This is a genomic window from Salinivibrio siamensis, assembly GCF_001996005.1.
GTDB classification, from domain to species: Bacteria; Pseudomonadota; Gammaproteobacteria; order Enterobacterales; family Vibrionaceae; genus Salinivibrio; species Salinivibrio siamensis.
Genome location: NZ_MUFB01000001.1, coordinates 84,272 through 103,172 on the forward strand (window position 1 = coordinate 84,272; position 18,901 = coordinate 103,172).

An 18,901-nucleotide genomic window follows, 5' to 3' on the forward strand; every position below is an offset into this window, starting at 1 on the left:
GTCCTCATTTGCATTACTTAATAAAATTGGCCCCGTTTCGCGTAAGCAATGCGGGGCCTCGTGCCAAAATAAAGCTCGGGAATTTTACTCTTTATTGCTGTGAATGCAACTGGTTTAGTCAAATTTCCACCAGTTGTCCCAAGCCTCACAGCGAGTTGATCTGCCTGCCAGCACTGGGCTGACAGGCAAGTCCGCTATCTGATTAGCCCATGAATCCGCCAGGCCCACCTGGGCCACCACCCGGTGGCATCATGCCTTTCATTTGGCGCATCATGTTGCGCATGCCACCTTTTTGCATCTTCTTCATCATTTTCTGCATTTGGGTAAACTGCTTAAGAAGACGGTTCACGTCCTGTACTTGGGTACCTGAACCCGCAGCAATCCGCTTTTTACGCGACCCTTTGATGATTTCTGGACGCTGGCGCTCACGGGGTGTCATCGAGTTGATGATCGCTTCCATCTGCAAGAACATTTTATCATCAACGTTATCTTTCACGTTGTCGGGCACATTCGACATCCCAGGCAACTTATCCATCATGCCCATCATGCCACCCATGCCCTTCATCTGCTCAAGCTGGTCGCGAAAATCGGCCAAGTCGAAGCCTTTTTTCTGCTTAAACTTCTTGGCCATTTTCTCGGCTTTGTCTTTATCGACATTACGCTCGAGATCTTCGATAAGCGACAAGACATCGCCCATCCCTAAGATACGGGATGCCACCCGGTCAGGATGGAAAGGCTCCAGTGCGTCGGTTTTTTCACCCACACCCAAAAATTTGATCGGCTTGCCGGTGATATGGCGCACCGATAATGCCGCACCGCCACGGGCATCACCATCAACTTTGGTCAATACCACACCCGTTAACGCCAACGCGTCATTAAAGGCTTTGGCGGTATTTGCCGCATCTTGACCTGTCATCGCGTCAACCACGAACAAGGTCTCTACTGGGTTGACCGCACTATGAACGTCCTTGATCTCGTCCATCATGGCGTCGTCAACGTGCAAGCGACCCGCGGTATCGACAATCACCACGTCGTAGAACTTCAGCTTGCCGTGATCAACCGCCGCTTTGGCAATATCAACGGGATTTTGGTCAGCACTCGAGGGGAAGAAATCCACCCCGACTTCACCCGCCAAGGTTTCCAGCTGTTTAATCGCCGCAGGGCGATACACGTCCGCAGACACCACCAAGACTTTCTTTTTTTCTTGCTCGGTAAGCATCTTACCCAGCTTGCCCACACTGGTGGTTTTACCCGCCCCTTGCAAGCCTGCCATCAAAATCACTGCGGGCGGTTGGGCCGCGAGATCCAATTTTTCATTGGCATCGCCCATCACCGCTTCCAACTCGGCTTGGACAATCTTGATAAATTCCTGCCCTGGGGTCAGGCTTTTAGACACTTCAATGCCAACGGCGCGTTCTTTGACGCGTTTGACAAAATCACGAACCACAGGGAGCGCGACATCGGCTTCCAGCAGCGCCATACGCACTTCGCGTAGGGTCTCTTTGATATTGTCTTCCGTTAACCGACCACGGCCGCTCACATTTTTGAGCGTCCGGGATAAACGTTCTGATAAGTTTTCAAACATGCGTTACTCGCCCACTCGTCCTATTGGCCCATGATTTTTCATCTGGGTGCAATCGCTGTCGCGAAATTACTGAGATTATACCGCAATCCCCCCATCGCTTGCATGTATCGATAGCGACGAAGATTGAGGCAAGGTATACTCACACCTTCATTCTTATTGATTAACTGACTGATCGGTGACGATGGAAATTCTGACAGCCTTATTCGCATCAATGCTTTATCTGGCCGCCATTTTGCAGATCATCCCCGGCTTGTCCAGCAACAATCAAATTAGTGCGAAGCCGGTCTTTTTCACCGCCGTGGCTGCGCTGGCGCTGCATGCTTATTTGTTAAAAGACCTGATTTTATCCGGCACAGGACAGAATCTTAGCATGCTCAACGTCGCCTCCTTGGTGAGTTTTATCATTGCGATGATGACCACAGGTCTAATTTTTCGATTGCGGCTGTGGTTCTTGCTCCCGGTGGTTTATGCCTTCGCTGGGCTAAACTTGGCGAGCGCGACCCTGCTGCCCGGTGCCTTTATTACCCATCTCGAATCGCACCCAGAGGTGCTATTGCACATTTCTCTGGCGCTGTTCGCCTATTCAACCTTGATGATCGCTACGCTCTATGCGCTGCAGTTGGCCTGGTTGGATTATCAACTCAAACATAAAAAACGCCAGGTCATTAATCACAATGTCCCTCCTTTAATGATGGTGGAACGACAGCTTTTCAACATCATTTTGGTGGGTCAGGTACTATTAACCTTCACTTTAATGACAGGATTTATTTTTGTCGATGATATGTTCGCGCAAGGGAAAGCGCACAAAGCCTTCCTTTCTATGGCCGCTTGGGTCGTGTATGGCGTTCTCCTTTGGGGGCATTATCAATCAGGCTGGCGTGGACGCCGGGTGGTCTGGTTTAGTATTGTGGGCGCCTTTCTACTCACTTTAGCCTATTTTGGCAGCCGTTTTGTCCGTGAGATTCTGATCGCGGGTTAAGACAGCGCGCGCATCACAGAGGGCAACCGGCCCCTGCGCGTGGCGGTAGTATACACTCGAGCATAGGCTCTGATTTTAAAACAAACGTAAGGAACAGTTCGTTGGACGACATATCGACGGGAATTTTAATTTCCCTTTTGGTATTGCTTATCGTCATTTCCGGTTATTTTTCCGGGTCTGAGACAGGCATGATGGCCCTTAACCGCTACCGGTTACGCCACCTTTCTAAATCAGGCCATAGCGGCGCTAAGCGGGTCGAAAAACTGCTCACTCGGCCAGACCGATTGATTGGGCTTATCCTGATCGGCAATAACCTGGTAAATATTCTTGCCTCGTCAATCGCGACCGTATTGGGGTTGCGTCTTTATGGCGATGCCGGTATTGCGATCGCCACCGGGGTACTGACGATGGTGATTTTGGTCTTCGCTGAGGTTACCCCTAAAACCCTCGCCGCCCTCTACCCGGAACGGGTCTCTTTTATCAGCAGTTTTGTACTGACCATTCTGATGAAAGTGTTCTATCCGTTGGTCAGCTTGGTGAACTTTATTACCAATGGCTTTTTACGGATACTGGGATTAGGCGCCAAGGCGGATGGCAAAGACAGCTTAAGCACCGAGGAACTGCGCACGATTGTTAATGAGGCAGGGAGTCTGATCCCTCGCCGTCACCAGCATATGCTGCTGTCGATTCTTGAGCTAGAAGAAGTGACCGTGGATGACATTATGGTACCCCGTAATGAAATCACCGGGATCAATATCAATGATGACTGGAAGTCGATCATGCGCCAATTCACTCATGCTCCGCATGGACGGATGGTACTCTATCGCGACACCATCGACGAAGTCGTTGGCATGCTGCGCGTGCGCAAAGCGTACCGCTTAATGGTTGAGAAAAACGAATTTAACAAAGAAACGCTGCTTCGTGCCGCCGACGAAGTTTACTTTATTCCTGAAGGCACACCACTGAACGTGCAAATGCTGAAGTTCCAACGCAACAAGCAACGTATTGGTTTGGTCGTTGACGAATATGGCGACATGATAGGGTTAGTGACCTTGGAAGATATTCTCGAAGAGATCGTGGGTGAATTTACCACCTCATTGTCACCGAGCTTGGCAGAAGAAATTACACCATTAACCGACGGTGGGTATCTGATTGAGGGCAGCGCCAATATTCGCGACTTGAATAAGAGCCTTAATTGGGCTTTACCAACCGATGGGCCGCGCACCCTCAATGGGCTCATCCTCGAACATTTGGAAGATATCCCTAACAACCGCTTAAGTGTGGAGATTGATGGCCACCATATTGAAATTGTCGATGTCGCAGACAATATGATTAAGCAAGTGAAGGTGTTGCCGGCTAAGCAACCACAAGCGAGTGTAAACAGCTAGTTGAGCCACTTCGCATCAGCCATATCACGGCACTAGCACGCTGAAAAAGCCATGCCATGAGATGAACGCACAAAAAAGGTGGGGCATTCCCCACCTTTTTTGTGCTTGCCCTTTTTAGGTCATCATCTGATCGCCCGTTACCACTGCCATCATGAAGAGCTGTTTTCCGTACAGGTATAATGCCGTAATGCCTCAATAAAGCTGGCCTCTTTGATCGGTTTCACAATCACATAGTCGGCACCTGCTTGATAAAAAGCCTCATGAACGTGACCGTACGCATCGGCCGTGCACGCATAAATGGGGACATCGAGACCCAACGTTTTACGAATCGCTTTTGTCGCATCAATGCCGCCAAGCTTCGGCATATGATTGTCCATTAATACCAGATCATAATGCGCTTGTTGGAGACGCTCGAGGGCCTGCTCCCCATCTTTCACCCAATCAACTTCAATCTGGTATTTTTTGCAAAAGGCTTGAGCCACCATGGCATTGATTTTGTTATCCTCGACCAGCAACAACCGCTCTATGCCCAAAGACGCGGGGTCAAAAGGGTCGGCCTCTACGGTTTGTGCCGGTTTAGCGTGTGTCACAGCCACAGGCACAGTGACCATAAAGCGGCTACCTTTATCCGGCTCACTGGTCACATCAATCTCTCCTCCGAGCAAGTCGAGTAAGCTTTTCACGATAGATAAGCCCAAGCCACTGCCTCCGTATGTGCGCGTGACGCTGGAATCGGCTTGTACAAAGGGATCAAACAAGGATGATAGCGCTTGTTGATTCATCCCCACCCCCGTGTCAGTGACCTCTATATGTAAGCGTGTTTGCTCACCCGACTCGACTAATTTGATGGTCATCCCCACCTTGCCAACATGGGTAAACTTCACCGCATTGCTCATCAAGTTGAACAGGATCTGAGTCAGACGTGATTGATCAGAGCACACCATGGTGTCATCGGCGACGGGAGCATCAATGGTCAGTGCAATCTGTTTGCTCTCACAAATCGGGGTATAGATATTCTCAACCGTGCGAATCATGTCGTGCAGATAAAAGTCGCCGTGCTCGATAGTCATCTTTCCTTGTTCAATTTTGGAAAGATCAAGCACATCATTTAACACAGTAAGTAAGTGCTCACCACTTTGATAGAGACTCCCTAGCAGCTCTTTTTGCTCTTTTTCTTTCGCCTTATCACTCAATATCTGGGTTATACCTAAAATACCATTGAGCGGCGTTCGAATTTCATGGCTCATCTTAGCCAAGAACTCAGACTTGGCACGGGCAGAGGCTTCTGCCGCTTCTTTAGCGCGTTGGCTTTGTTGCTCCGCTTCAATCAAAGAAGTGATTTCTTGCCCCTGCCCAATCACCGCTTTCACTTGGTTGTCGACCATCAACGGCGCTAAGTTCCAACGGTAAACCCGACGATCAATCTCGATATTCACCCCTTTTAAAATCGTCCCGTTTAATGCACGTTGTAGATGAGGGGTAATCGCATACATAAACTGGTCGTAGAGCCAACTAGAGGCATGGATTTGCTCGTCATAGTTAAGCTTTAGTTTGGCCGCGGGGTTAATACGTGTGATATCAAAGTGGGTGTCCCAAACGATGATGGGCGACAAGGCATAGTCAAACAGGTCTTGTAGGGAGCGCTCTTTTTCATACAAGGCATCAAATGTGGACTCCAGCGTCTTACCGATATGGTTAAACTCTTCAATATCCGAGCCCGCAAAAGGCAAGGTGCGCTGTCGCGAGCGCGCGCCTTGGGTATAACGCATCAATTTTTCCAGTGAATCCGCGATGCGCGTTTGCACAAATCGGTTAACCCAGATCGCTGCCACGATAATCACCATCGTAGTCAGCAGCAGGTTAATTCCCATTTGCCGTTGCAGTGCCACCACATTGTCATTTTGCTGTGCCGACAACAGAGCAATTTTTGAAGGCTCACCGGCGATGCGTAACTTGGCTTGGCTCACCAAATAGTGGCGAAACGCCTGGCTCTCTCCTGGCGAGGGCAGCGTAAGATCGCGACCAATCTCATCGTTGCTGCTCAGCGTCGAGGCGAGAGTGACATTATCTGCAGACAACCACACCGCTTGCGTACCGCTCGCGCGCTGCAAACTTTTGACAAACGAGAAGTTGCCATTAAGCATCACCACCACATATAAGTAACCCCCCAGCTTGCCACTAGACTGAAAAACGATTGGCGTTCGCCGCATTAACAGATAGCTCTGCTCTACCTCTGTGGTGATGGTGGTTAACGTCCAGCGGTTAACGCCTCTGAGTTGTAGACGTAACTGCTCCAGCTCGTCACCATCAATCCCATGAAACAAGCTGCTGCCATCATGCCAAAGCACCCGATCGTCTTTGGCAATAAAGCGGAAATCGGGGGTGTTGGCCACGTCTTGTTGCTCTTGTTCGATAAAATAGTCATCCAACGCCGCGCTGTTCTCATTCGCCACCATTGACTGCAGTGTCACACTCGCCGCATTGGTATTTTGGTGGATTTGTAGTGATGTGAGACGACTGTCAAACACATTTTGCAACAGGCGAGAAGTCTGCGTCAGCGTGCGAGTGATTTCTTGATTAATCCCCGCCAAAGTAAGCTGATAACTCTGTATATACACCCCGGCCGTCACAAAGAGGAAAAAGACCACGATCAAACGGGTCAGTAATTGAGACAGTGACAGCTTCGGCGAACCCGATATGGCCATTTTTTAGTCCGAATACCTAAATGCTTTTTTCTTAAGTGCCTCTATTCGCTTGGGATCATCGTAGCGAGTGACCACTTCAAACCGCCCAGAATAGACCACAGGCACAGGTTGATCCTCAATGTCACGTTTGATCGCCTCGGCCATGGCGATACCTGTATCATCATTCATTCTCATCACAGTCACATCAAGTTGACCGGCGGCAATCGCGTCAAGCTCTGCTGAGCCACCTCCCCAGCCATTGAGTCCAACCGTGTCACGGCCTAGCTCATCGAGGGCCTGGACAGCGCCAAACGCGACGTCGGTTGCACACGCATAAATAAAGTCGAGCTTTGGATTATTGTTTAGCATCGCTTTGGCCGCCTGGTAACCCGACTCTCGGTCACCCTTGGTGTAATAGGCAGACAGCAAGTTGCTATCAGCGTGCGAGCTCATGGCCTCAATAAAGGTATCTCCCCGTGCATCACTGACATAACCTTGCGAAAAATAAAGCACCGAATAATTCACGCCTTCAGGATATCGCTCTTGGTAATAGCTTGCCAATGCACGGCTACCACGTTGGTGATCAAACCCCACATATAAGAATGGTTGATTATCTTGCCACGCTTTTACGGGCGTGGTGATGTTTTGCAAAATAAGCTTGGTTTTGTTTTGGGATAACACATGGTTAATAAACTTACGATGGCGCACACTGTTCAAGGTAAAAATGAGGTAATCGGCCCCATCACGCAGCGCCGCATACAACGAGGCGCTTTGTTCACGAATATCGGTATTGGGGCGCGTCGTGACTTGTTGGAGCTGGTAAGGGATATTGAGTGCATTCAGCCGCCGCTCGAAAGCACGTACGTTACGTTGCCAGTAATCGGATATTTGCTCGCCTGGCACCACCACAGAGATTTTTATTGGCTCCATGGCACCTAAAAAAGGCACCGGCTCTGCTTGTACCTGAGCGTCCAATTCGGTGGTTAAGCTTTTTTGCTCAGGGTGCAGGGCAAGGTACTCATCGTAAGACCAAAAGCCATTGAGTGATCCGTGGGCACTGGACATCACCATCAGCAAGGTGAGCCCAGTCAACCAACGGAAAAAACGGATCGCGTCATTTAGGTGTCTGGTGCGTAAACTCACTTTTATCCCACAGCCTTTTTGTTTCCAAGTCAGTGTCAGCTTAGCGAAACCCGTGCACGGACGCAGCGAGAAAAGCGAGAAGCGTGCTTGATGAGGCAAAAAAGATGCAACAAAGCCTACACTTCCCAGGCATTTATCTAGCAATCAAGACAAAAAAGGGAGAAAGCCATGAATACCAAGAAAAACGGCAGCCCAATATGGACTGCCGTTAACGTTCAAGACAGAGGCACACTAGTCAACGCGCAACGTTTGTAGCATGGGCTCAGGCAAGGAAAGATCATCGTTTTTATTCACGGTCACCCCTGCATCTATGATGGCACGAGCGATATCTTTTGCCTCGCTGAGTGAGTGCATCTCATACGTCCCGCATTGATACTCGTTGAGCTCAGGGATCTTGTCTTGCGATGGCACAACCAGCACATCTTCCATCGCCAGTTCCCATGCTTTCGCCACCTCAGGCTCTTGGGGCTCCCCAATCAGGCTCATGTAGAAGCCAGTACGACACCCCATCGGCGAGATATCAATGATCTCCACCTTGTCGCTGTTGAGGTGGTTACGCATAAAGCCGGCAAACAGGTGCTCGAGCGTGTGGATCCCTTTTTCCGTCAAGTGCTCTTCGTTAGGGCGACAAAAACGAAGGTCAAAAACGGTAATCGTATCACCGCTGGGCGTTTGCATCGTTTTGGCGATCCGCACTGCTGGCGCATGCATACGTGTATGATCAACCGTAAAACTATCTAGTAGTGGCATCTTACCTCCTTTACTCCTCGCGGTGCCCCCTTAAAATGGCCACCAGCTCAGATTATCCTCGAGTCGTTGTCGGCAACCTTTTAGCTGCCAACCGTAGTCCTTTGCTTGTTGTTCGACTTTACGCGCCACGCGTTTTAACCCGGGTTTCCCCTCAAACGAGCCGCGCTGAAACCCACCTCTACCTTCATGGTAAGCCAAATACTGGCGATACACATCCCATTTAGACACCCCGAGTTGGCGGTAGGTTGCATCGGTATACCAACCAATAAACTGCAACGCATCGGCAAAGTCGGTGCGGGAGCCGCCATTGTCTGTGGCTTTTTGATAATCAGACCAAGCCGGGTCTTGCGCCTGCGCATAGCCATAGGCACTGCTAACACGCCCCCACGGCAAGATGCCCAACACATAATCACGGGGTGGCAGGGCATCATGCACAAACGCGCTCTCTTGCTTGACGAACGCCATGGCCACTTGGATGGGCGTTCCCCAATCCGCTTCCATCTCAACCGCTGCTTCAAACCAATCTGGGTGTTGGTCGAATATCTCACAGAGGTTATTGGGATTATCCGGTGGTGGCGTGGCACATCCTGATACCATCACCACGGTGAAGAATGCGCCAATATGACGGAAAAAGCGCTTCCTGCTCATCGTCGTCCGTCCAATTACCAGCTTTCGGCCATGGGCACGTCTTTAAAATAAGCATTCAAAAAAGCTTCAAAGCTTTGTGTATCGCTTTCTTCGACCGCTTTTTGACGCGCGACGCTCTCTTTGGCTTCTTGTAAAAAGTCGGCATCACTGTGGATCTTGTAAGGCACATCCGCTAGCGCCGCTTTATGGTCACGAGCAAGGCCTAGCCCTAGGCCGCCGATACCGCCTTGCGCGATCACGTCTGCCAGAACACGACCAGATAGCGTGAGTTCTGGGTTATCAAAACAGGCGATCATTTTATCACATACGGTTTCATAGCGATGGTCGTCGACCGCGCGATCCATGACTTTCGCCAACTGCTTAAGCTCACCCATCACTTGTAACCCCCACTCTGCTTGCGTCAGGGTCTCGCCCTCACATCCTGTTGTTAGGGTTAATCCTGGTTTGCGGCCTTCGAGTACAATCTTGTTCCAATTGTCACGCCAGCAATTGAGTTCAGGGTCGGTCATCGGCTCAGAAGGCGATAACGCACACCAGGAGACAAAGAGATCAAGAAAATGGATCTGATCCTCTTCAATCCCCACCGGGCTGTATGGGTTGACGTCCAAAGAGCGCACCTCAATGTACTCGACACCGCCTCGCTCAAGCGCTTCGGTCGGCTTTTCACCGCTGTCGGCATTCCGTTTGGGGCGTATAGGCGCATAGAGCTCGTTTTCAATTTGCAGCACATTGGTGTTGAGCTGACGATACGTCTCGCCATCACGAATACCTAGCTTGGCAAACGCCTGTGAGGGAGTACGAATCGCGCTTCTTAAACCTTCAAGGTATTGTTCTAGGGTGTTAAAACCAATTTTCAGATCCGCTTGCGCATTATTGGTATACCCTAAATCACTCAAGCGCAGCGACGTTGCATAGGGTAAGTAACACGTACCTGACGGCATATGCTCAAAGGGCAACTGGCTTTGCGCATGCTTGATAAACGAGCCACATAACGCAGGTGACGCACCAAATAGATAAGGGATCATCCAACCATGGCGATAATAATTACGAATAAGATCAAAGTAACCTTGGGTGACTGACGCTTGGCTTACCGTGTCTGAGTGGTACAGATGCTGCCAAAATGTCTCAGGCAAAGAGATGTTAAAATGTACCCCTGAGATCACTTGCATCACACTGCCATAGCGATGCTTGAGCCCTTGGCGATACAAGGTCTTCATCCGCCCAATATTTGAGCTGCCGTATTGCGCTAAGGTGATATCGTCTTCGGATGCCACCACGCACGGCATTGACATAGGCCACAACTGTTCGTCGCTCATTTGCTGATAGGTAAAGCGATGGATATCCTGCAACTCATCCAGCATCCCTTTCACCGACGTGTTAACCGGCGTAATAAACTCCAACAGTGATTCAGCAAAATCCGTCGTGATCCAACGGTGTGTCAGCGCGGATCCAAGTGTCTCTGGATGCGCCGTTTGCGCTAAATGACCTGCTGGCGTAATGCGTAATGCCTCGCGCTCCAATCCGCGGCCAATCCCCTTTAATGCATCTGGGTTTTGCGCTAAACGCGCTAACCGTTGGGTAAAGTCAGTCAAAATGTATCTCTTATTTTTTTAAGCTGCATGGCGGTCAATATAAACAAGCTATTACTCAAAAGCCATCACGCAGCGGAGTAAGTTTATCCAAATAGGCTTATCGGTAATCGAGCGCTAACGTGCGCACTGGCAAGCCAAGTTGACGTAAGCTATCACCAAGACGAGAGGCATCCCCGACCACAATAATTTGATAGTCGTTAGGATCAAACCAACGTGCCGCCTGGGCATTCAGCTGTTGCAATGAGATTGATTGCAATAAGGCTTTTTGTGCCTCTCGGTAGTTGTCGTCTAAATCAAAGGCTTCAATATGTGCTATCAAGCCTGCTTTTTCCCATGGCGTTTCATAACTCAGCGCATCACGCTGACCACTCGATTGACGCAGATAGGCCAATTCTTGTGCCGAAAAGCCATTTTCTTGTGCATGCGCCATCTCTTGCCATAGCGCTTTAATCGCATCGTGCGTCGCATCAGCACGTACATCGGTACTGACTTCTATGGTGCCTGTCTGTCGGCCTCCATAAACACCACTGTGCGCGCCATAGGTATAACCTTTATCTTGACGCAAGTTTTGATTCAGGCGCGCATTAAAATTGCCCCCTAAATTAAAGTTGGCCAAGCGGGTTTTAAACATCGGGCCGGTGGCATCGTATGGCATACCATGGCGCACCATACGAATACTGGTTTGTGGGGCTTGCGGTTTATCTACCAGCCAAATTTGTGCCTGGTCGTAGTCTTTCGGGACAGCACGCGCCACCTGAGCCGTAGGCTGCGTTTGCGCTTGCCACGGTGTGATCCGGTTGGCGAGATTGATCGCATGTTCACGAGAAAGGTCGCCCACCACAATCAGTTGGCTGCCTCGCAATACGTAGTGCTGGCGATAGAAGTGTTTAACATCGTCAAGTGTCATCGCTGCAATATCTTCCGCGACGCCGCCCTCTGGCGCTCGGAAGGTGGCATCTTGATATAACAGCTGGTTTGTCGCTTGGCTGGCTAGCCAGCCTGCATCATCGGCGCGAGATGCCAGACCTTCCAACAACTGGGCTTTAACACGGTCAAAATCTTCATCTGCAAAGGTCGGCGCGCGCAAGGTTTTATTCACGAGTTTCAGGGTCTCACCCAGGTGCTTTTTCAGTGATGTTACCGTGATTTGTGTATGGTAACTGTCCGCGTCGATATTGACTTGACTGCCCAGCTTGTCTAAGGCTCGAGTGAGCTCAGCGGCCGACATACCTGCCGCGCCCTCGGTCACCATGGTTGCCGTTAAGTTAGCGATACCTCGCTGATCGTTAGGCTCCATCAAGGTGCCGGCAGGTAAACGAAGCTGCAAGGTGACCGTGGGTGTCTCGCGACTCACTGTGCCTGCCAGATGCATCCCATTGTCCAAGTCGGCCCGATAAATGCGTGGCACATTAACCGTGACACTCCCATTAGGAGCCGGGATCTGGGTGCGATCGAAATTTTCTGGGGGTTCACGTCGTGCTAACGTGTCGTGCTGGCTTTGCGTCTGTGCCTGTTCATATTCTGGACGTTGATAGATAAAATTCGCGGGCGCAGCGACCAAGTCCGTCCGTCCAATAGGGACCACACTGGTGTTTACTGCGGGCTGATCTTTTATCCACTGCCGATAGCTTTCCATCACCTTGTCAGGGGTCACCGCATTCAGGCGTGAAAGGCGCTGATTCATACGGTTTGCATCACCGTAGAGCGTATAATCACTGGCCAGCTGTGAGACCTTACCGTCGACACTTTGTAGCGCAAAGATATTATCGGCTTCCACCATGGATTGGATTTGGTTGATATCCTCGTCACTGACGCCTTTTGCCTCAAACTGCGTCATGGTTTGCGCTAACAAGGTACGGATCTCAGCCAGAGATTGACCTTGGCGACCGACACCGTAGACCTCAAACGTACAAGCTAGCTCACCACACTGGTGCGATGCGCCTGCACTTAACAGCTGCCCCGTTTGTACCAGGGATTGATAAAGGACACTGTCACGCCCTTGCCCCAATACATTGGCCAGTACCCCCAGGCGCGTCGTGGTGTCCGTCTCAGGCACACTGGTAGGAAAGGTCATCACCAATACCGGTTGCGATACCTTATCTTCCAATGTCACAAAGCGAGAGCCGTCCAGCGTGACCGGTTGCGGTTTCGCCTCTGGTATTGATGGGCCTTGAGGAATATCACCAAAGTATTTTTTCACCCACGCTAAGGTTGTCTGAACATCAATGTCGCCACCAATGGTCAAGGTGGCATTATTCGGCCCATACCAGCGCAGGAAGAATTGCTTGAGATCGCCAACATCGACACGGTTAAGGTCCTCAACATAACCAATCACCGGCCATGAGTATGGGTGACCCTCAGGGTAGAGTGCTTGATTAATGGTCTCGTTAACGCGGCCATACGGGACATTGTCTATCCGAAATGCCCGTTCGTTTTTCACCGTGTCACGCTGCACTTCAAATTTGCGCTGAGAGACCGCATCCAGCAAAAAGCCCATGCGATCAGATTCAAGCCAAAGGACACGCTCAAGCTCGTTGGCCGGTACGGTCTGGTAATACTGGGTGGTGTCGCGATTGGTCGAGCCATTGTTATAGCCCCCCACCTCTTTAATACGTTTTCCGTGATCATCTACGTGCTCAGAGCCTTCAAACATCATATGTTCAAAAAAATGCGCAAAGCCTGATTTTCCCGACTCTTCTCGGGCAGAGCCCACATGGTAACGTACATCAACATTGACAAGAGGGTCGGAGTGATCCTCATGCAACAACACCGTCAGTCCATTATCTAATTCAAATTGCTGATACGGGACTTGCGCACTCCCTGGCGGAGGCGCGACGGTTTTAATCCAAGTGACGCCCTCAGGTGTTTGGGTTGGGGCTGAGCCAGTCAACTGGCATCCAGACAACACAGATAGAAAGAAAAACGTGGCAAGCAATAAACGTGGCATATGATAGTTCCTAACCCGCTACCCAACGGATTGAGATGACAATCACTAGGTAGCGCGATGCTTTTGCAACAAAGATAATCAGCCAGCACCAAGATTGTCGAAGGCGCAGCCAACCGGCAACCACGCAAAGCGGATCACCAATAATCGGTACCCAGCTTAATAGCAAGGCAGCATAACCATAGCGTTGCAGCCCAGCGAGCGCTCGGCGGTGCCATGATTGATGCGGTTGATAATCAGGCAGCCAACGCCCGATGGCGTAATTGGTCATGCCACCGAGTGTGTTGCCTACCGTGGCAATCGCCACAACGATCCCATCCGCGAATGAGTGCTGAGTTAATAAATACACCAAGTTGGCCTCAGAGCCACCTGGCAATAAGGTCGCACCTAAAAAGCTGGTGGCAAACAGCGTTGCCAGCAGCACCCAATCGTCCATTCGACCCCATGTATTATCATTGGTTCAGCACGAGCTCCCTACGACGCCACGGCCTCATCAACCCGACGAGAGCCGGAAGACGAAGCCCTGAGGTTAAGACGAAGGCATTTCCAACACACGTTTACCGCGAGTATGGCCTGCCTCGAGTGCGTAATGTGCCTGCGCGCCCTGCTCAAGCGGGTAGACCGCAGCGATATCGATCTTAAGTTCACCTTGGTCCAGCATATCGAGCAAGCGCTGGGTCTGCCAAGTATTTGGATCAACCAACATACCTGTCGCCTTCAGCCCTCGCTCGGCAGCGGCGGAGGTAATGGTATCGCGCGTATTGGTGGGGACTGTGACGATACGCCCACCTGTTTTTAGGCTTGCTAATGCATCAATGGCGGTGTCCCCTCCCACCAAATCAATCACCAGATCAAATTCACCATTGCCGGTGGCCCAATGCGCTTGATGGTAATCGATCGGGGTCGCGTCCAGTTGACGTAGAAAGGCATGATTGTTTTCAGAGGCAGTGGCATAAACCTGCGCCCCGAGACGCACGGCCAACTGGACCGCAAGGTGCCCGACGCCGCCGGCGCCCGCTAAAATCAATACTTTTTCATCACGCACCAGTTTACCATGCTCAAGCGCTTGCCAAGCCGTCAGCCCAGCCAATGGTACTGCGGCGGCATCTACCATTGGCACACTTGGCGGTACTGTTGATAATAATCCGGCGTCAGCGACCACATATTGGCTGTATCCCCCGCCTTCGGTCGGAAAGCCAATCATCCCAGCGACACGATCCCCGACATCAAACTTGCTTTCATTGGTGCCATTCGCCACCACAACACCTGCAACATCATAGCCAGGCACCCAAGGCAAATGATCGCGATTATGCTCAGCGGCCCAGCCGAGTCCGGCACGCGTTTTCACATCAATGGGGTTAACGCCTGCAGCCTTCACTTGAATCAGCACCTGTTCTTCAGAGGGAGAAGGAATCGAACGGTTGACCGGGGTAAGTACCTCTGGTGCGCCAAATTCAGTGATTGCAAGAGAGAGATTGTTCGACATATTGACTCCTTTCGCATGCCATTGTGCTTATGCTGGCGTATACAGTAATGGTATTTGCCTTAACGAAGAGATTAAGCACAGAGCCATTGCAAAGCGTAAACCTCTAGTCTTAACAAAAAAAGCGGCAGACTCAATGCCTACCGCTATTTTCTTTTTATCTGCTTGATGTCAAATCACTGACGATTAGCCAACCAGCGCCAACAAAATACCGGCCGCCACCGCAGACCCCAGGACACCAGCCACATTTGGCCCCATCGCATGCATTAGTAAGAAGTTATGCGGGTTAGCATCCAATCCGACCTTGTTAACCACACGGGCGGCCATGGGAACCGCCGACACCCCAGCCGCACCAATCAATGGGTTGATAGGGTCGCGGCTAAAGCGATTAAGGAGTTTAGCCATCAGTACGCCTGTTCCCGTCCCGATGCTGAACGCGACTGCGCCCAATACCAAGATGCCAAGGGTTTCAAACTGGAGGAACTTGTCGGCTTCCAATTTGGAGCCCACAGCCAGACCGAGAAAAATGGTAACAATGTTGATCAGCTCATTCTGGGCAGTGCCCGATAAGCGATCCACCACGCCACACTCTCGCATCAAGTTACCGAGGCAGAACATACCAACCAGCGGCGTTGCCGAGGGCAAAAATAAGATGGTCATCATCAGTACCGCCAACGGAAACAGCACTTTCTCGGTTTTCGACACATGACGAAGTTGCTTCATCTCAATCTTGCGTTCACTTGCAGAGGTGAACAACTTCATGATCGGGGGCTGAATAATCGGTACCAGTGCCATATAGCTGTACGCCGCCACGGCAATGGCCCCGAGCAAGTCCGGCGATAATCGACTGGCGAGGAAGATAGCCGTCGGCCCATCCGCACCACCAATGATCGCGATGGAGGCCGCATCTTGCAGGCTAAACGCCATGCCTGGCACCAAGTTAAGTAAAATGGCACCAAACAAAGTGGCAAAAATACCAAACTGTGCCGCCGCACCCAGCAACAAGGTGCGCGGGTTAGCAATCAGCGCGCCAAAATCGGTCATCGCCCCCACCCCCATAAAGATCAGGAGGGGGAACACGCCAGTATCAATCCCGACATGATAGACGTAGTAAAGCAGGCCGCCCGGCTCGTTAAAGCCCGCATTGGGAATATTCGCTAATATCGCCCCAAAACCGATAGGTAACAAAAGCAAGGGCTCAAAGCCGCGCCTAATCGCTAAAAAGAGTAATAGGCAGCCCACGGCAATCATTACAAGCTGTGGCCACTGGAAGTTTGCCAGTCCAGTTTCCGACCACAGGATCATTAATCCTTCCATGCTGCCCTCTTATCCTAAGTGCAATAACGGCATGCCAACGGTCACGGCATCGCCTTCTTTCACTTGTACATCTTGGACAGTGCCCGCATGGGCTGCCCGCACCTCGGTTTCCATCTTCATCGCTTCCAAAATGATTAGGACATCACCTTCCTGCACGTGCTCACCAGGGGTCACCATCACTTTAAAGATGTTGCCTGCCAAAGGTGCCGTTACCGGCTCAAGGTTGCTTGGTGCGGCTTGAGGGGCTGGCGCACTCGCCGACGCTGACACCTGACTCACTGGCTGAATGTCACCCAGCGCCCCATCTGGCCCTACATCTACCTGATAGACCTGGCCGTTAACACGCACACTATAGGTTTCCACGTCGCCACTGCCTGATGGCTGAGGAGCGGCGGACGCAGAGGCTGGCTCCCCGGTTGGTGCCGGTTCAAATGCTTCAGGGTTACCTCGGTTTTGTAAGAACTTCCATCCCACCTGCGGGAACAGGGCGTAAGTCAGCACATCATCAATGGTCTGCTCCGCCAAGGTGACATTCTCGGCCGCGGCTTTGTCGGTCAGTGTTTGGGTCAGGGCATCCATTTCCGGTGCCAGTTTATCGGCAGGACGACAAGTGATCGCCTCTTCGCCGTCTAACACGCGAGCCTGGAGGGTGGCATTAACCGGCGCGGGGGCTTTCCCATACTCCCCTTTCAAAAGGGCCGCCGTTTCTTTGGTAATGCTCTTGTAGCGCTCACCGGTTAGCACGTTAATGACCGACTGAGAGCCGACAATTTGCGAGGTCGGGGTGACTAAGGGGATATAGCCTAAATCTTCACGAACCCGAGGAATTTCCTCTAACACCTCGTCCATTTTGTCGGCCGCCCCCTGCTCTTTGAGCTGGCTCTCCATATTGGTCAGCATGCCACCGGGCACTTGTGCTATCAAAATACGTGAGTCGACCCCTTTGAGCTGCCCTTCAAATTGCGCGTACTTTTTGCGCACAGTACGGAAATAAGCCGCAATCGACTCTAGCTTGTTCAGATCAAGCTGCGTGTCACGCTCAGTGCCTTCGAGCATCGCCACCACAGTTTCCGTCGGCGTGTGTCCGTATGTCTGGCTCATGGAAGAAATGGCAGTATCGAGTACATCCAAGCCTGCTTCAACCGCCTTGACGGCCGTGGCCGTCGATAGCCCCGTCGTCGCGTGACAGTGCAAGGATAAAGGGATATCACAGGCTGCTTTGATGCGGCTTACAAGCTCGTGCGCTTCATAAGGTTTTAATAAACCAGACATGTCTTTAATACATAACGAGTGGCAGCCAAGATCTTCCAACTGTTTGGCCAAATCTGTCCAAGTGTCCATGGTGTGCACTGGACTGGTGGTGTAGGAGATCGTGCCTTGCGCATGCGCACCGACATCCACCGCCGCCCCCACTGCTGCTTGGAAGTTACGGACATCATTCATGGCATCAAAAATTCGGAACACATCCATGCCATTTGCATGTGCGCGCTCGACAAATTTGTGCACCACATCATCAGCGTAGTGGCGATAACCTAACAGGTTCTGACCACGTAGCAGCATCTGCATMGGGGTATTTGGCATCGCTTTTTTGAGCTCTCGCAAGCGTACCCAAGGATCTTCCCCCAGATAGCGAATACAAGCATCAAAGGTCGCCCCACCCCAGGTTTCCAATGACCAAAAACCAATTTGATCCAGCTCGGCAGCAATTGGCAACATATCGTCCAAACGCAGACGTGTGGCAAACAACGACTGATGGGCATCGCGCAATACCACATCGGTAATAGCTAACGGCGTAGACATAACAAACTCCTTTTTTATATGTGCCTGACCACTCAACGGTGACGTTGGCGGTACTGCTGAACAGCCACAGTGATCGCGGCAATCACATCCGATGACGGCTGTGATGCGTCAGGTGCAGCTTGGGCTTTGGGCTGAGCGGCCGCGTTCGCCGCGGCAGGTGGGAGAGGGTCGCCAAAACGTTCCAGTTGGCGGACCAAAAAAATTAATATCGAGAGAAATACAAACACAACAACCATGCCAGTTAACATCAGCATCATTGCCTGTTCTAAAAGCGGGCCTAAATCCATGATTTTCTTCCTTGTCACACTCACTCTTGCTTACACCGAAGCAGTGATTGCCCCCGTTATTATCCATTTATCTTGGTGGCAAATTCATCATCGGCGTTCAAAATACTAACAATTCGCATAAATGACAATCTGACTATTGCGTTTTTGTTACCTCATAACGTCCGTTAATGGGCATTTTCACTCACTGATTAAAAAAGACGGATCAACGGGATGTTTATGCAAACTCACGGTCAGCAGGCGAATAACAACGGCGAGCGGCAGAGCGCGACTGTAAAGAAAAGCAATGCCAGCTTCACGACTG

General features: G+C 51.1%; 14 protein-coding genes. 2 read left to right on the forward strand and 12 right to left on the reverse strand.

Annotated features, from left to right (window positions below; genetic code table 11):
* Positions 1-202: 202 nt before the first annotated feature.
* The gene (gene ffh, locus BZG73_RS00380; RefSeq protein WP_046074121.1) at positions 203-1,585 is read right to left on the reverse strand and encodes a signal recognition particle protein; all 1,383 of its coding nucleotides are present in this window, start codon (positions 1,583-1,585) and stop codon (positions 203-205) included.
* Between the two features lie 181 nt (positions 1,586-1,766).
* Between ffh and BZG73_RS00385 the strand changes: the two genes are divergently transcribed.
* Together BZG73_RS00385 and BZG73_RS00390 are read left to right on the forward strand one after the other, a co-directional pair.
* Entirely contained in the window at positions 1,767-2,564 is a 798-nt protein-coding gene (locus tag BZG73_RS00385; protein WP_077578920.1) for a cytochrome C assembly family protein, read from the forward strand.
* A 101-nt stretch (positions 2,565-2,665) separates the two neighbouring features.
* Positions 2,666-3,952, forward strand: a complete 1,287-nt coding sequence (locus BZG73_RS00390; protein WP_046074119.1) for an HlyC/CorC family transporter — start codon at positions 2,666-2,668, stop codon at positions 3,950-3,952.
* 149 nt (positions 3,953-4,101) lie between these two features.
* Here the strand turns inward: BZG73_RS00390 and BZG73_RS00395 are convergent, their stop codons facing one another.
* From BZG73_RS00395 to BZG73_RS00445, 11 genes are all read right to left on the reverse strand, one after another.
* The gene (locus BZG73_RS00395) at positions 4,102-6,657 is read right to left on the reverse strand and encodes a LuxQ periplasmic sensor domain-containing protein (protein WP_077667314.1); all 2,556 of its coding nucleotides are present in this window, start codon (positions 6,655-6,657) and stop codon (positions 4,102-4,104) included.
* 3 nt (positions 6,658-6,660) lie between these two features.
* Entirely contained in the window at positions 6,661-7,707 is a 1,047-nt protein-coding gene (locus tag BZG73_RS00400; RefSeq protein ID WP_077667371.1) for a substrate-binding domain-containing protein, read from the reverse strand.
* 303 nt (positions 7,708-8,010) lie between these two features.
* Entirely contained in the window at positions 8,011-8,529 is a 519-nt protein-coding gene (gene luxS, locus BZG73_RS00405; protein WP_077667315.1) for an S-ribosylhomocysteine lyase, read from the reverse strand.
* A gap of 30 nt (positions 8,530-8,559) precedes the next feature.
* Entirely contained in the window at positions 8,560-9,177 is a 618-nt protein-coding gene (locus tag BZG73_RS00410) for a transglycosylase SLT domain-containing protein (RefSeq protein ID WP_046074116.1), read from the reverse strand.
* A 14-nt stretch (positions 9,178-9,191) separates the two neighbouring features.
* The gene (gene gshA, locus BZG73_RS00415; protein ID WP_077667316.1) at positions 9,192-10,769 is read right to left on the reverse strand and encodes a glutamate--cysteine ligase; all 1,578 of its coding nucleotides are present in this window, start codon (positions 10,767-10,769) and stop codon (positions 9,192-9,194) included.
* 97 nt (positions 10,770-10,866) lie between these two features.
* Positions 10,867-13,716: a M16 family metallopeptidase gene (locus BZG73_RS00420; RefSeq protein WP_077667317.1), complete on the reverse strand. Its 2,850-nt coding sequence runs from the start codon at positions 13,714-13,716 to the stop codon at positions 10,867-10,869.
* A gap of 10 nt (positions 13,717-13,726) precedes the next feature.
* Positions 13,727-14,149 (reverse strand): YqaA family protein, encoded by a 423-nt coding sequence (locus BZG73_RS00425; protein WP_077578927.1) that lies wholly within the window; start codon positions 14,147-14,149, stop codon positions 13,727-13,729.
* 93 nt (positions 14,150-14,242) lie between these two features.
* Complete coding sequence (locus BZG73_RS00430; RefSeq protein WP_077667318.1) at positions 14,243-15,199, reverse strand: NADP-dependent oxidoreductase; 957 nt, start codon at positions 15,197-15,199, stop codon at positions 14,243-14,245.
* 183 nt (positions 15,200-15,382) lie between these two features.
* Positions 15,383-16,513, reverse strand: a complete 1,131-nt coding sequence (locus BZG73_RS00435; RefSeq protein ID WP_046074111.1) for a sodium ion-translocating decarboxylase subunit beta — start codon at positions 16,511-16,513, stop codon at positions 15,383-15,385.
* A gap of 9 nt (positions 16,514-16,522) precedes the next feature.
* Positions 16,523-18,313 carry a sodium-extruding oxaloacetate decarboxylase subunit alpha gene (oadA, locus tag BZG73_RS00440; protein ID WP_046074110.1) on the reverse strand — a complete coding sequence of 597 codons (1,791 nt, stop codon included), beginning with the start codon at positions 18,311-18,313 and terminating at the stop codon, positions 16,523-16,525.
* 32 nt (positions 18,314-18,345) lie between these two features.
* A complete protein-coding gene (locus tag BZG73_RS00445) occupies positions 18,346-18,600 on the reverse strand; it encodes an OadG family transporter subunit (RefSeq protein ID WP_077578930.1) in 255 nt (84 codons plus the stop codon).
* Positions 18,601-18,901 lie beyond the last annotated feature (301 nt).

Coding starts and splice junctions, on each gene's coding strand:
- ffh (WP_046074121.1), bottom strand. CDS start 1,585: ATGTTTGAAAACTTATCAGAACGTTTATCCCGGACGCTCAAAAATGTG.
- BZG73_RS00385 (WP_077578920.1), top strand. CDS start 1,767: ATGGAAATTCTGACAGCCTTATTCGCATCAATGCTTTATCTGGCCGCC.
- BZG73_RS00395 (WP_077667314.1), bottom strand. CDS start 6,657: ATGGCCATATCGGGTTCGCCGAAGCTGTCACTGTCTCAATTACTGACC.
- BZG73_RS00400 (WP_077667371.1), bottom strand. CDS start 7,707: ATGGTGATGTCCAGTGCCCACGGATCACTCAATGGCTTTTGGTCTTAC.
- luxS (WP_077667315.1), bottom strand. CDS start 8,529: ATGCCACTACTAGATAGTTTTACGGTTGATCATACACGTATGCATGCG.
- BZG73_RS00410 (WP_046074116.1), bottom strand. CDS start 9,177: ATGAGCAGGAAGCGCTTTTTCCGTCATATTGGCGCATTCTTCACCGTG.
- BZG73_RS00420 (WP_077667317.1), bottom strand. CDS start 13,716: ATGCCACGTTTATTGCTTGCCACGTTTTTCTTTCTATCTGTGTTGTCT.
- BZG73_RS00425 (WP_077578927.1), bottom strand. CDS start 14,149: ATGGACGATTGGGTGCTGCTGGCAACGCTGTTTGCCACCAGCTTTTTA.
- BZG73_RS00430 (WP_077667318.1), bottom strand. CDS start 15,199: ATGTCGAACAATCTCTCTCTTGCAATCACTGAATTTGGCGCACCAGAG.
- BZG73_RS00435 (WP_046074111.1), bottom strand. CDS start 16,513: ATGGAAGGATTAATGATCCTGTGGTCGGAAACTGGACTGGCAAACTTC.
- BZG73_RS00445 (WP_077578930.1), bottom strand. CDS start 18,600: ATGGATTTAGGCCCGCTTTTAGAACAGGCAATGATGCTGATGTTAACT.